Source organism: Pantanalinema rosaneae CENA516, assembly GCF_050753385.1.
Lineage (GTDB): Bacteria > Cyanobacteriota > Cyanobacteriia > Leptolyngbyales > Leptolyngbyaceae > Pantanalinema > Pantanalinema rosaneae.
Window position 1 is genome coordinate 15717 of record NZ_JBLZFZ010000019.1, and the last position, 15252, is coordinate 30968.

5 protein-coding genes and 1 pseudogene are annotated in these 15252 nt (G+C 46.6%); 3 read left to right on the forward strand and 3 right to left on the reverse strand.

The features are described 5' to 3' along the window. Nucleotides 1-241 precede the first annotated feature (241 nt). Entirely contained in the window at nucleotides 242-6622 is a 6381-nt protein-coding gene (locus ACN4EK_RS13100; RefSeq protein ID WP_431658347.1) for a calcium-binding protein, read from the forward strand. 361 nt (nucleotides 6623-6983) lie between these two features. On the opposite strand, the gene ACN4EK_RS13105 is transcribed toward ACN4EK_RS13100, so the two are convergent. Further along, nucleotides 6984-8198 (reverse strand): ISL3 family transposase, encoded by a 1215-nt coding sequence (locus tag ACN4EK_RS13105; RefSeq protein WP_431658348.1) that lies wholly within the window; start codon nucleotides 8196-8198, stop codon nucleotides 6984-6986. Between the two features lie 691 nt (nucleotides 8199-8889). Between ACN4EK_RS13105 and ACN4EK_RS13110 the strand changes: the two genes are divergently transcribed. After that, nucleotides 8890-12843, forward strand: a complete 3954-nt coding sequence (locus tag ACN4EK_RS13110; RefSeq protein ID WP_431658350.1) for a dynamin family protein — start codon at nucleotides 8890-8892, stop codon at nucleotides 12841-12843. A gap of 30 nt (nucleotides 12844-12873) precedes the next feature. Continuing rightward, the gene (locus ACN4EK_RS13115) at nucleotides 12874-13356 is read left to right on the forward strand and encodes a T3SS (YopN, CesT) and YbjN peptide-binding chaperone 1 (RefSeq protein ID WP_431658352.1); all 483 of its coding nucleotides are present in this window, start codon (nucleotides 12874-12876) and stop codon (nucleotides 13354-13356) included. Nucleotides 13357-13455: 99 nt separating this feature from the next. Here the strand turns inward: ACN4EK_RS13115 and ACN4EK_RS13120 are convergent, their stop codons facing one another. Both ACN4EK_RS13120 and ACN4EK_RS13125 read right to left on the reverse strand, forming a co-directional pair. Continuing rightward, on the reverse strand, nucleotides 13456-13722 hold the full coding sequence (locus tag ACN4EK_RS13120; RefSeq protein ID WP_431658353.1) for a hypothetical protein: 267 nt from the start codon (nucleotides 13720-13722) through the stop codon (nucleotides 13456-13458). 58 nt (nucleotides 13723-13780) lie between these two features. After that, a pseudogene (locus ACN4EK_RS13125) lies at nucleotides 13781-14988 on the reverse strand (ISAzo13 family transposase). Between the last annotated feature and the right edge of the window lie 264 nt (nucleotides 14989-15252).

The window sequence follows — 15252 nt, forward strand, 5'->3', positions numbered from 1 at the left end:
TTCACTGATTGGCAATCAGATAGCTCAAGTGATTCAACAAACGGTGCAACAGTTTGCTAGCACTGACTCAGAATTTGACTCCAAGATGGGGTTAGCGTTTGGCGAAACCAATGACTACAGCAGCTTGCAAACCGCATGGCAAGCAGGCGAATTTAATGCGTTTCCCACCATCGAAATTCGCACAGGGGCAGAACTACAAGGAGCCAATGCCGCCTACGCCGGAACCACCAATACTATCTATGTGTCTGAAGACTTTTTGCGCCAAAACGCCAGCAATCCCCAAACCATTACCAGTGTTTTAGTTGAAGAATTTGGTCATTCGGTGGATTGGCAAGTCAATGCTGCGATCGACTCTCCTGGGGATGAGGGTGAGTTGTTTTCGGCGATCGTTCGTGGCATTAGTCTGACTTCCTCTCAACTTCAGCAAATGAAACAAGAGAATGATACTGTCATTCTAAGCATATCTGGAAGTGACTTATTGGGGACTTCAAACAATTCTCAAGTAGGAGAGACAAACAGTAGCTCTAATGGTTATAGCTGGGCTAGCTTTAACTCTCTATACGGAAATATTTTAGACATATCTCCCAAGACAGCAGTACTTTTTATTAATGGAATTTTCACTGATAATGAAGGGTTCAATGGGCAGACCTCCAAACTTAAATCTTGGTGGAATTTAGATACAACTTTAAACTCTATTGAATTCAAAGCTTACCACAATAATACAACAGGAAAATTTGCCCCGAGTACTTTAGATGAGAATTTAGATGCAGCCTTTGGAGATTTAGAAACTGGAATTTTTGATCCGGCTATTAACGCTTATAAAGAATACTGGAAAACATTACAAAAGAACCCCGAAACAAAGGAGAAATATGATCCTGATCCTGGCTCAAATCAGGCAAAAAAATGGATTGAAACCCAAGATACTCAAGAAAAATATTGGCATGATGCATTTATGCTAACTCAACAGTTGTTCAAAGCCGGAACAGGTTTTGATGAATTACTAGACATTACAGAGCAAGAAAAGGAACTTCTTACAGAATTTGCAGGTCGGTTTGCTGAGAACAATCTCAAAGAATTTGCTACATATATTTCTAAAAGAGTCAATACGGATTTGCAAGAAGCACTTGCGCAGTATTTCTCAAACAAATCTATTTCAAAAACCTTAGAAGGAGCTGTAAATTCTAAATGGCCAAATGAATTAGAGAAACATTTGGAAAAAAACAACAATTCTGCAATTCTTATGCCCCATTCGCAAGGTAATTTCTTTGTGGAAGATGGATTATTAGATAATGAAAATCTGTTGAATAATTATGGAGATAAAATAAGGCTTTTGGGATTAGGTTCTCCAACCAATTACTCTAGTTTGAATGGAGCTATAAAGCAATCTTTATTTATCAATACCAATCCTGTTCTAGGAGAAGATACTGTTACAAAGCTCCAAATACCTAATGATATAAATGATGACTCAATTCCAGCGTTGAAAAATAGACTAAAGCATTTGCTGAATATTCCTAAAGATGTAAAAAACTGGGTGAGCTGGGTATTACAAGTAACGCAATTAGGTACTGGTGTTACACCGCTACATAACTTTGATAGGTATCTTCGAGATGATCTTTTGATGATCGGCACTACTCCAAAAGAACAATTTTCTAGCTTTTTTCAGGAGGTCAATCCTACTGGATATTACTTCCCTGATGGGAAAGAAAATGTTCTTCTCTCTAATCTAACTACGGATGAGTTTGGTGATTGGATTGATGGCTCTTGGGATTCCGATATCATTTGGGGGAAAGAAGGAAATGATGTTCTGCGAGGTTATGGAGATATATTTGGTGATCGATTAATTGGAGGTAGTGGCTGGGACATTTTAGATGGTGGAGATGGCAATAATGATGAGGCTGATTATGGAGATAGTCCTAATGGGATTACCGTGTATCAAACATCATATGCAGGAGGTGCTGTTTACAAGGTTGATGATGGCTATGGTCAGTTTGACTACTTGATACAAATTGAGAAGGTCTCAGGTTCAAACCATAACGACCAGTTTTTTGGCGGTCATGGTAAAGATCAGTTTTATGGACGTAATGGCTCAGATGATTTTATTGGGCAAGGAGGAGATGATTATGCCGAAGGCGGCTTAGGAGATGACAATTTCTGGGGTGGTTCTGGCAACGACGTTTACGACGATGATGGCTGGAATGGCATTTTATGGTCTGGAAATGATTACTTTGATGGCGATGTAGGAAATGACACTTTTTACGGTGCAGATGGGGATGATACAGCTTTTGGTGGAGCAGACGACGATCGCCTTTACGGGGAAAGTGGTGATGATTGGTTAATTGGTGAAGGCGGTAATGATTACGCTGAAGGTGGGCTAGGTAATGATCACTTCTTCGGTGGTGAAGGTGATGATACCTATGATGATGATGGCTGGAATGGGATTGCTTGGTCAGGCAACGATTATTTTGAGGGGGGAGCAGGCAACGACAAATTCTATGGAGGTGATGGGGATGATACTGCCTATGGAGGTGCTGATAATGACACTCTATATGGCGAGAATGGTAAAGACTATATCTATGGTGGAACAGGTAGTGATTTTATTGCTGGAGGATTTACTAGAGATAGCGAAGGTTGGGGTTGGTGGAGAGATGGAGAAGTAGAACAAGAGGGCATTGATGATGATGGTCCACAATCAGAACCTAACAAAAAAAATCAACCCTCAAACGGTGAAGCCAGTTTTTCTGTTACCAGCAATTTAGAGACTACAAAAAGTATTGCTGCTTCTCCAATCGTTAATATTGCCGGCGAAGCAAGTTTCACTCTCATAGCAGAAGCGAATTTCTCAGATCACGACGAAGGGGATGTCATTTATGCCGGATCTGGCAATGACATTGTTTTTGGAGATGGTGGTGATGATCTGATCTTCGGTGAGAATGATCGCGATTTGATTTTTGGTGGCAAAGGAAACGATGTTATTTCTGGTGGCAATCAAAGTGATGAACTTCATGGAAATGAAAATGATGACATCATTACTGGTGATGCGGGCAACGATACCCTCTACGGTGGCACAGAAAATGACACCTTGAGTGGTGGGGACGATCGCGATGAACTGTGGGGCGAGGATGGAAACGATGAACTGTGGGGCGATGCGGGGAACGATACTCTGTATGGCGGTGCGAATAGCGATACCCTCAACGGTGGTACAGAAGATGACTGGCTCTATGGCGAAGGCGGCGATGATGAACTGGCTGGGGATGCCGGGAATGACACCCTATTGGGGGGCAATGGCAACGACCTACTGAATGGCAACGAGCATGATGATGTCCTGGAAGCAGGGGCAGGCAACGATACTCTCAACGGCGGTACGGGGGCTGATATCCTCAAAGGGGAGGGCGATCAAGACATCCTGCATGGCAATGAGGGCAATGACACTCTGGATGGTGGCGCAGGTAACGACACCCTCTATGGCGGTATAGACGATGATACTCTCGCCGGACAGTTAGGCAACGACTTGCTGTATGGGGAAGACGGGCACGACCAACTGGATGGGGGCGATGGTAATGATTACCTGGAAGGCAACGACGGCAACGACACGCTTTCTGGCGGGCGCGATATGGATACCCTCTATGGCAACGATGGCTATGACCGCCTCAATGGGGACGATGGCAATGATGTGCTGATTGGGGGAGACGGAGACGATGATATTCGTGGTGGCAATGGGATGGATTTGGTGAACTATCTCACCTCGCCCAAAGGGGTTGTTGTCAATATTGATGAAAACCATCGCTACAGCAACGATCGCCAAGCCAACGCCAATGCCGCCATCAGTCCTCAAAATCCCATCAATTACTACACCGATCTGGAAGCTGACTTTGCTATCAATGCAGGCACCGCCTACGATGGCTTCGACAATACCGATACCCTGCGCGAACTCGAAAACATTGCAGGCTCTCAATTTGATGACATCCTGATTGGCAACGATCGCAACAACACTCTCTGGGGCTTTGGCGGCAACGACCTGCTGATCAGCAACGGCGGCAACAATACCATGTATGGCGGTGATGGCATTGATACCATCAGTTATCGCCGCGATCCCCGTGGAGTATATGTCAACCTGGCAAAAAATGAAGCAGCAAACGGCTTTGGTGGCAGTGAACGGTTACTAGATATCGAAAATGTCGTCGGGTCAGCACACAACGATGCCATCACTGGGGATGCCAAAGATAACATTCTCACCGCTGATGCAGGCAATGACTATGTTGCAGGTGGCGGCGGCAACGATCAGATCTATGGCGAAATTGGTGACGATGACCTGTTTGGTGGTGATGGCAATGACACACTGTTTGGCAATCATGGTCAAGATGATCTTTACGGTGAAGTTGGGAATGATGTCATTTATGGTGGTGAAGGGAATGACTTTGCCAGTGGTGGCAGTGGCAACGATACACTCTATGGCGATAGCGACGGCGGTTTTGGCAATGACACCCTATTTGGCGATGGTGATGATGATGTCATTTATGGGGGGCGCGGCAACGATTCACTCTTCGGTGGCACAGGCAGCGATTCACTCTTCGGCGGGGATGATAACGATACCCTTTACGGCGATGGTGGCGATGACACCCTCGATGGCGGCACTGGCGACGACAAACTCTGGGGCGGCGATCAAAATGACAAACTCTGGGGCGGCGATCAAAACGATACGCTCTACGGGGATGGCGGGGATGATACCCTCGATGGCGGCACTGGCAATGATCAACTCTGGGGTGGCGATGATCACGATGTCCTGTTAGGACAGGCAGGCAACGATACCCTCGACGGGGGCGCTGGTAATGACTCCTTGGAGGGTGGTAGCGGCAATGATCAATTGTTTGGACATACTGGCAATGATACGCTCGATGGCGGAACTGGAGATGATTCTCTCCTCGGTGGCGAGGGGGACGATCGCCTCTGGGGACAAGCCGGACAAGATACCCTCGAAGGGGGTCTGGGCGATGATCAACTGCATGGGGGTGTCGGCAATGACATCCTCAAAGGTGAACAGGGCAATGACACGATGACCGGCGGCGGCGATCGCGATCTGTTCTACGTCAACCGGGGTGAAGGTATCGACACCATTCTCGACTTTGGCGGAGTTGGACAAGGGACAAACCCATCACCCTCTGTGATTCGCGAAGTTGATACAATCAAATTTACTGGAGCAGATCTGACTGCTAAAAACATGATTCTGCATCAAACTGGAACTACTCTCAGCATTACTTTTGAAGATGTGGCTGAGACTCAGGTACTACTTGGGAACTTCCGTCTGGAGAATCTAGATAATCACTCGATTAGTACCGGAGCTAATGCCACTGTCGGCAACATTCTATTTAACGGTCAAAACTCCATTCAAGACTCCTTTGATGTGATTGATGTGGATGAGAATCCAACTCAAGTTGCCCGTCCTCATTTTGTCACCTTCCTGAATGATTGGAATAACCGCACAATAGGCTGGAATGACTCGGACGATGTAATCAATGGCTTGGGTGGCAATGACACCTTATCGGGTCTAGGTGCAAATGATACTCTGCGAGGTGGTGAGGGCAATGATGTCTTATTCGGTGGGTTTGGAAATGACTTTCTCAATGGTCAATGGGGTGATGATTACCTGGACGGCGGTGAGGGGAACGATCGCCTCCGAGGTGGGGATGGCAATGACTACCTGGTTGGTAGCTTTGGCAATGACACCTTAGAAGGTCAGGCCGGGAACGACAAACTCGTCGGTGGCGGTGGTCAAGACCTGTTCATCATGCAGCGAGGCGATGGACATGACACCATTGTTGATTTTGATGGTGTTGGTCCTGGATCAGATCCATCCCAACAAATCATTCGTGAGTTCGATATTTTGAAATTTGAAGGAAGCGGGTTGATTGCTAAAAATATGCTCCTGACCCAAACTGACTTCAATTTCGAGACAGGTGTTAGCTTAGTCATTACCTTTGAAGGCATCACAGATACCTCTGTCACTCTTAATCATTTCTCCTTGGAAAATCTGGATAACTTACCCAACCAGAGTCCTGATGGTCGTCCAATTGGTAATGTCTTGTTCCAGTTCGATGGGGATGACCTGATTAAAGACAGTTTCGATGTGTTTGATGCCGACTGGACATTTAACCAGGTCTTGAAAGCTAACACAGTTACTTTTTTGAATGACCTGGATAACGAGGTTAGTGGCTTTGACTGGTCAGACGATGTGATAAACGGTCAGGGCGGCAATGATATCCTGCAAGGGTTTGGTGGCAATGACATTTTACGAGGTGGACTAGGTAATGATGTGCTGATTGGCGGATTTGGCAATGATATCCTGACTGGCAATGCGGGGATGGATACCTTTGTGTTGGAGTTGGGCGGCTTTAATCTGGTCAATGACTTCACCCTGGGTGAAGATTTTATTGGTCTCGGTGATGGACTGAGCTTCGAGCAGATCCAGATTGAACAAGGCACTGGCATCAATGCAGGTAGCACTTCAATTCGGGTGCTGGGAGACGATTCACTCTTGATGTCTCTACAAGGTGTGCAAGCGAGCGCCTTAACGACAGAGATGTTCCGGCCGGCCTCCGCGCTCTACCAACCCTTCACCCTGGCGTAAATCAACAGCGATCGCCCCTGTAGCAATCTTGTTAACGGGGGCAATCTTTGTTAAGGGATGTATTGCATGGCACGATGAACCACTCATCGTTTCTCAGTTCTCTATCAGGTCAAGTGCCTTTTAGCTTGAAAAGCTAATATTAGGTCTAGTAACGATCCCTGTCTAGGTGTTATTTAGTTGGGAGATAAAAGCCTTCAGTTGAAATATGGGATGTTTCGGGTCTTTTACAGATGATCAACCGACGTATTTGTACAGGCTGCATATTCTCATCACTTCGGCAGGGTCAACTCAGTGACTTCGGGCTCTTGGCAGGTTTTGGTGATCAAGGTTTAGAGCGCAACCGTGATCAATAAAACCTGATTCAACTGGCTAATAAAACTCTCCGTTGTAAGAGGTCAAAACCCGCACGACCATACATCTGGCGCTTGAGCATTTTCAACCGATTGATTTGGCCTTCGACCTGTCCATTACTGATGGCTAATGTGACTCCGGCTTTGACAGCTGCATAGTCTTCTCGCAAGCTCTTCGCAAAGTTTTGAAATTGTTTGATAGAACTTCTGCTGGCTTGTTCCAACCAACGGTCAAGCGACTGCGGTTGTCGCTGTCGCACTAAATCAGCAAATTGTTGAGCCAACTGGATCGCGCCTGCGAGATCACGGTGCTGCTGTAATTCGGCTGACAAAGGTTCTTCCTCAACCGAGCGCTGCTGCGATGGTTTCAATACCAGCCAGGCCGCACGACGAGCACTCAAGGGAGGTTGCCCAAACTCCATATTCCTAGGAGCAGGGCCTCGTCCCTCCTGGGGGCTTAACTGTTGCCGCTGAGTCTGGCGCAGTTGATGGGTGTACTTCGCAACCGTTTTGTAGCTGCCTCGATACCCTTGCCGTTGAATTTGGCCAAACAATTCCTTGGCTTGGCGCTGTCCCGCATGCCATTGCTCGAGCAGATATGGCATGTAAGGGGTAAGGATACTTTCGCTTGAACGACGAGGTGGATAGGGTTGCCATTCAGGAAACTCAGGGCTCGCCAAATAAGTAAACACCGTTCGCTCCCCCATCCCCAGATGATGGGCAATATCAACGACCTTGACGCCTTGTTGTCGCAATTGGTGGACCTGCTCATAATTGGCTAGCCGTCTCTCCCGTCGTTGCTGAGCCCGTTGTTGTTGCGCGGTCGGTGGTTGCGGTGGCACAACTTGGGGTTGGGCTAGACCTTGATGATGCGCCAGATCCACAGCTTTGAGCGTATGACTCTGAGTGGCGAAGAAACGCTCCAAGACTCCTACCAGGTTTTGCAGCAGATGGAAGCGGTCGGCTACTTGAATCGCCTCCGGTGCGCCTTGCGTCATCCCTTGCTTGTACGATTTGGAACGATCCCGGGAGAGCACTTGAACTTCAGGATGCTGCTGCAGCCATTCGGCTAGGGTGTTCGCCTCCCGGTCTTTGAGCAATGCAATCGGTCGATGCCGATCCAGGTCTACTAGAATCGTGCCATACCGTTGGCCCTTGCGGAAGGCAAAATCATCTACCCCAAGGGTTTTAACGGGCTCTTGTCCGGTTTTGCACAGGCAAGCCATTGGTCTGGCAGGGACTTGTAGTGTGAGGGATAGATGTTAGGAGACTATAGGACAATCACAACTTGACCAATGATGTTAATGGATTGTTAACTTATGAATTATTTGGAGCATAGTGAAACGAGTTATCGAATTAAAAATCACTGTTGCATCCGCACTACGAGCAAAAATTCGGGAGTGTTCAGAAAATCAGGAGCGGGTAGGCTGAAACCCTTGATTTTCCGTTCAGAAATCGAAATTTACACAAAAGTCTGATCACTCCCAAAAATTCTGTAACCTGCTTGTACTTTGTTGTCCTCGTGTTTATCTTGGACAATCTTTGGGTGTACTTTGCTCTGGTTCTTTGCTAGTCAGACTCAGCGAAGAGAACAAGTGGTTTACCGAGAGTTGTTTGATCTTAAACTCATGTTGGAGTTTCTCTCGCAAGCGCTCGAGCAAAATCTTCTAGTGTTTACTGCTATATATCCTCTCTAGAGAAAAAATTTGCTCTAGAGATTTCACTGATTATTGTGGAACTGATCGTAAAGTTTTTGCTTTTTCCTACTGTTGATCCTCCCAAGCTCTAGGGGAATCCTAGAGAAAAATAAGCATCTGTAGGAATATACCTATGGCAACAACGCTGCTCAACCCAGATCTGAAAGCATTACTGTCCCAAATTGCCGAACGAGAAGTTGATTCGTCTGGAATTAGCCCAATGGCTCTGTTCATGGCAAATCTGACAAATTTACTGCTGGGAGTGGCGTCTGTTGATGGAAAAGTGACCACCGAAGAGAAACAGCATCTCAAAGAAACCTTGAATCGCTTAAATTTGCTGCAAGGCGAAGTTGGCAAATTGACCCAACTGATGGTGAGTGGTATCAGCAAGCAAAAGAGTTTTGGTAGTCTGAAAAACTTCCTGACCCTGGCAGAACCACTAACAAAATCGCAACGGCTGTTATTGATGGGATTGGGTTATGAAATGTCAGCAGCAGACGGCAGTATCGACCCGAAAGAACTTACCTATCTGCAACGCATTGCTACTGGTTTAAACCTGGAACCGCAGCATCTAGCTGTATTCGCTGCTAGTTTTGCCCATCAGGGAACCCTTGATCCAAAGGCACTGGAAGAGGTTCGCTATCTACTTGATCCTGCCCGTTTCCATGAGCTTGACATTATTTTTACAGAAGCGGCAAGTACTCTCGTGGAATGTCTGCCAGCATTGCCAGAATCCCGACCAGCGTCAGCACATCACACCGTTAGCCACTACGCTGACCTTGAACGCTTCCAGCAAGCCCGCAACCAACTGGATCAACTCTATGCTTCTGTGAACCAGGTAATTCAGGACTGCCTCACCGAAAACTATGTAACTGAGACACTGGTGCAGGATTTTGGGCAGGTATGGGAACGCCTGAGATCGCAACGATTTCGCATCGCTGTTGTGGGTGAATTCAGTCAGGGTAAGTCAACTTTTCTGAATGCCTTACTGGGTGAGAAAATCCAACCCAGCAGAGCCACACCCTGTAGCGGTACGTTGACGGTGTTGCGTTATGGTGAGCGTAAGCGTGTCATCTGTCATTACCGCGATGGGCGGGAGGCGGAAATTCCGATCGAGCAATATCAGGAAAAAGCTGCCATTCCCAGAGAAGCCGCGCATGGCAAGGAAAGTGCCAGCCAGTCGTTGCTGGAAAATCCGATTGAAGAAATCATCTTTGAACACCCTGATCTAGAACTCTGTAAGAGCGGTGTGGAAATTGTTGATTCTCCGGGCTTGAATGAACATGACGATCGCACCCGCGTCACCCAGCAGTTACTCAAAGGCACAGACGCGGTCATTTTCCTGGCAAATGCCTCTCGCCCGTTGACCAAGTGGGAACAGGATTTCCTCACTTATGATTTGCGCCAGCAGATGCGGGCAATCCATGCGGAAGAAGGTACTCTTACTGCAACGGAATTACAAGAAGACGCTCCAGCAGAAAACCTATTTGTCCTGGTCAACTTTATGGATTTGCTGGATGAAGAGAGCGATCGAGAAGATGTGCGCGAACGCTTCCACAACTTCCTGATTGGAGCAAAATCAATTCTCACAGGTGAAAACCGCATCCATTACACTTCCGCTAAAGCTGTTTTGAAAGCCGTTGATAAGAGTGAGAAGAATGAATATACAAGATCGTTCCAAAATTTTGTACAGGCTTTAGAAAAGTTTCTCAGTACCGAAAGTGGAAATAGCAAATTACAAAGTGCAGCAATTAGCTTGTCAAACATTATTCAAGGACGCCTACTTCCTGAGCTGCAAGAATTGAGGGCTATTCAGACCAATGAAATTCAAATTTCTGCACAGGATACACAGGAGATATTGAAAAAGATTGGCTGGGCACAAAATCAAGTAAGCCAGATTCAATCTACAACTAAACATTTAGAGCAAAAAACTCAGGATGAAGCTCATCAGTCTCTTCAGCGTTGGTTTCGACAAACTTGTGGAAAGGTGAGCAGTAAAAGTATGAACTGGCATTGTGGTAATTCTAGAGATAGAGAAGCAATTACTCGTCAGTTTTCAAATCTTTACCAAACTACTGTTTCTGAAGAATTAGAGTTATGGTCGAGACAAGAGTTATTGCCCTTGCTGGAGCGTCACTTAAGTAACCTGGACGAGGACATTACGGAAGCATTTCAATCTCTGCAACGCTGGTTTCAGGATCTAGATCAGCAGATTGGCTCAAATTTTGGTAAACGGTTGAGATACTCCAATACTTCGGTAGGAGTTGATTTGGAAGGGTACTCCAATTCCAGTGCCTCTGAAGGTGGGTGGCAGGAAATGGTTTTCGGTTTTGCCACTATGGGAGCTATAGGAGCCACTATTGTAGGCTTATTTACGGGTGGAATGGCACCAATTCTCGCTTTCGGCAGTGGTTTGATCGGACAGATGTTTTGGAGAGACCCAGAGGCAATTCAGAATGAAATTCGTGATCAAGTTGTGAAGCAAGGTTTGAACCAGCTTGAGCAAGAGATGGTATCAATTCAAGCACGGATTGATCAACGAATTGAAAATATATTTCAGGAAAGAAATACGGTTGTGCAGAAGCGAATTGGTGACGCGATCGCTGCTACTCAAAATGTTCTCGAACAAAATAACAAAGCTAAGTCCGCCTCTCAAGCTCATAAGCAACAAGTAATTGATTGGATTGATCAGCAGACTAAATTTCTAAGGCAACACAGTCACGTAATCCGTCATTTCATAGGGAAACATGCTGATTCCCAAATTTCAATTGATGCGGTTGAAGCTGTTTTAATCTCGCCTCGTTCAGTTGAAATAAAATCACAGTCAGATAGACTGACGGATGCGGAAATTGAGACAATGGTTGAACAACGACAGATAGCCCGTCAGATAAAGAACTGGGCAGAGGCCGATCGTATCCGCGATGAGCTTCAAGCCCTGGGTATCGCCTTGATAGACCACGCAGGTGGTATCACCCATTGGCACTGGAATGAGGGAAAGACAGTCACTCCACAAAACCTAGTTAACTCAATTAACCAAATAGCCTCTAATACTACACAAAGCTTGGTAAATGCAGTTAGTCAGATACCCTATGATTTACTCGCTTCAGATGTAAGGGCGATTATGGCACAAAACCTAGGGCTTGATCCCTCAACAATTAGTCTCTCTGCAAGAATGAATGATTTAGGAGATGATTTTTCTCTTATGGCAATCTCGATGGAACTTGAAAAAAAGTTCAACATTGAGATTCCAACAAGCATGACATATGACGAGTTTCTTACAGTAGGAGACTACACAGCCTACATTTCCAATCATGTTACTTCTAGCAATTCTCAATTCTGTGATTCTTCTAACTTGTTAGAGAAAACAGTCAGTGAGCCCCAAGCACAACAACTGGCTCAATCTCCTTCGGACAATCAAGTCAAACCAGTTGCCACAGTTACTCCAGCTGAAATGATTCAAATTCGGGGAGTACCTGTCCTGGAAGACGATGATCCAATTGGGCGGGGAGTTGCTGCTACCGTAGAGGTTTATACTCCTGCTGGTAGCGGCTCTGGCTTTATCATTCACTCAGACGGGTTGATTGTGACTGCCCAACACGTTATTGAAGGAGCACAGGGGCTCTCATACCGGAATGTGAAAGTGCGGCTATTCCCAGAGCAATCCTGTGAACAAATTGTGGATGGTATTGTGTTTCGATCTCACCGGGCACTGGATATTGCTTTAGTCTGGCTATTGATAGAGGGTAGCCTTCCCACTATTCCAATCGGCAATCCACAAAAACTGCGCCATGCCCAAACCGTATATGCGATCGGTGCCCCTGCTGGAATGTCCAGTACTGTTTCTAAAGGCATTGTCAGTAACCCCAATAGCCGATACAAAAAGATTCAGTGTATTCAAACTGATGCAGCGATCGATTATGGTAATTCTGGTGGTCCACTTATCACTAAAACCGGAGAGGCGGTTGGAATTACAGTGTGGGGATTTGGCAATTACGATGCCGCGAAATTTGCCATCCCGATTGATTACTTAACACAAGACATTGAATTAGCACTTCAGCATGGGCGTGAAGCTTGCCTCAATTCGTTCTATTGCCCTGCTTGTGGCAATATCGATTACACAACGCCAACCTGGTATTGCCGGAACTGCGGTGCACAGTTTGAAGCCGATGCTTAGGATTCACAACCTCTATCAGGAGAAATTTCTATGACAACCACTGTACAACAAGCTGAACCCTTATCTCCAGAATTACAACAGGCAAAGCAAATGGCTGAGGCTCAGATTGATGCCTATCTGAAAAATGTTGGAATTGCCGATCCTAGCCAATTGATTGACGAAGATGGATGGCGACACTTTCAGATGGGTTCCGCCCCTGGATTTGCCTATATTGATGAATCAGATGGTGAACTCTACCTCAATACAGCAGCAGTCGTAATGCATTTGCCATCGGACAAGGACTTAATTTTACCGTTAATGAGGGATGTATTGGAACTAAACATGCTCATTTGGGGATCAGCGAAATTAAGCATCAGCCAGGAAACAATTCTTGTCGCCGCGATCGAGCGCGTGGACGATTTACAACAGGATGGTGTAGCAAGGTGCATTCATAGGGTAATGTCTCTAGCCGATGATTTAGATGACGATTTAATAGAGAAATACGGTGGCACTTCAATCCAACGCGGCTCTTGAGGGATGTTTTGCGCCGCTGTATGACAGAAAATGACGTTAGCTGACCGCTATATGTTTGGCTGCTGTGTGAGACAAGTCCAGCACGGATGAAGCAAAAGGCTACATCAAGCACCTACTGTAGGGCCTAGCGGCAATGGGCGATCGTGATCGGTTGCGTTGAGCGAGATCGTGCCGCTGACCATTCGCGGCACTAGCGGCAGGGGTGGGAACACTGGTTGTGATGTTCCGAGATAGAGGTTGCTGTTGTCGTGCAGCCCGACATTCCGCTTTGAGTTGAGCTAAGAATCGTTGATGGCGTTCGTGTTGCAATTGCCGCCAAGTTTGCTCCGCGTAGAACCCGTCTGTAATATTTTCTAGGAGTGACATGGCTGTGCCTCCAACTGTGGCTATCAAGTTAGGATTGTGAATTAAATAAGATCCGGAATTACATCTTTTGTGGCTTGGCAGTATAATTCCACTGTGGCAAACAATCATCAAATACGATTTCCATCGTTTGCTTAAACTCCTCAGTTGCTTTACGGCCTGTCTGATATACCTGGTCGAGAATCGATACAAACACTTTTAAACCTGTTTGTGTCTTCGCCTTTGCCATCAAATCCTTGACCATTTCAACCCTTTCAAAAATCACTCCTTGGCATACGCGAGTAAGATGGGGAAACAAACGATGTTCAATAGGGTTGTATTTCGAGGTGTAAGGCGGATAGTGGGCAATCCGAATCTCAATTCCCAGTTCGTTGACCAATGCCTGTAAATCTTGTTTGAACAAATACTGACGGGAACTATTGCTGCCACCACCGTCACAGAGCAGGAGAATCGACCCTGCCGTCTGATACTGATGGGAGCCATGTCGGCTCCACCACTGGCGAATCGCTTCACAGGCAAACTCTGAGGTGTCATGCGAGGTGCCAATGTGGACATAGCCGATATTGAGTGCCAGGTCATACAACCCATGCGGAATGACCACCCCGGTTGCCAGTGACTTCCAGTCATGGTCAAACACTTCGACTCCATTCTCCTGCGTATACAGTTGTCCTTCTCGATACAGTTGACCAATCAATTCTCTTTTTTTGTGTCCATGCTCAATACCGGATTGCCAGAGGCTTGGTAAACCTCTTTCCAGCGTTCGATGTTTTCAAACTGTTCATTGCGCTGAGGGTGCGTTCCGGTTGCCAGTCGCTTTTGAGCTTTCCGTTTGCGGTAGTGATGCTTTTCGAGCAACTGGTCTACCACCGTAACACTGACCGCAATCCCTTCGCTTTTCAGTAACTCGGCAATCTCTTGGCGGGTTAGATTTGTCCACTTCACCGTTTCATCGGTCGGCGAACCTGCTGTATGTTGGGCAATCACCCTTAAAAACGCGGCATCAAGTCCCTCAATCGTCTCGAATGCCGATTTTCGTCCACCTCCCGCTTGCCTAATTTCGCTCTGGTTTAACACCCCCTCTTGCTCTAACTCCTTCATGCCGTTGCGAATCGGTTTGTCATCACACGCGAAGAGTTGGCTAATGTAGGTAATGCCACCCCATCCCAGCTTAAACGCTTCTACTGCCGCATACCGCCGCCGATCCTTCTCGGATAAGGACCGATAGAACCGTCGCATTTGTTGTTCAACTTCCAGGGAATAAGGTTGCATCGATTTTGTGAGAATTTCACGTTACTGTCAGCCTATCACCCTTACCTGATTGCCGGATCTTATTTAATCCGTGTTCCTTAGGCTTTAGGATATTAAAGTGAGCCAGAATGGAACACGTCAATGGCGGTACTTCTAGCTGTGCCAACGTCTGGTGGCTGCCGCGATCGCGCGGAACCGCTCGTCTAGAACAGACTCACCTGAGCATAACCTGATCGCGGCTCAGGTCAGTCGTGGTGACCCGTAATCGCCCGACTTTTGGCTCCG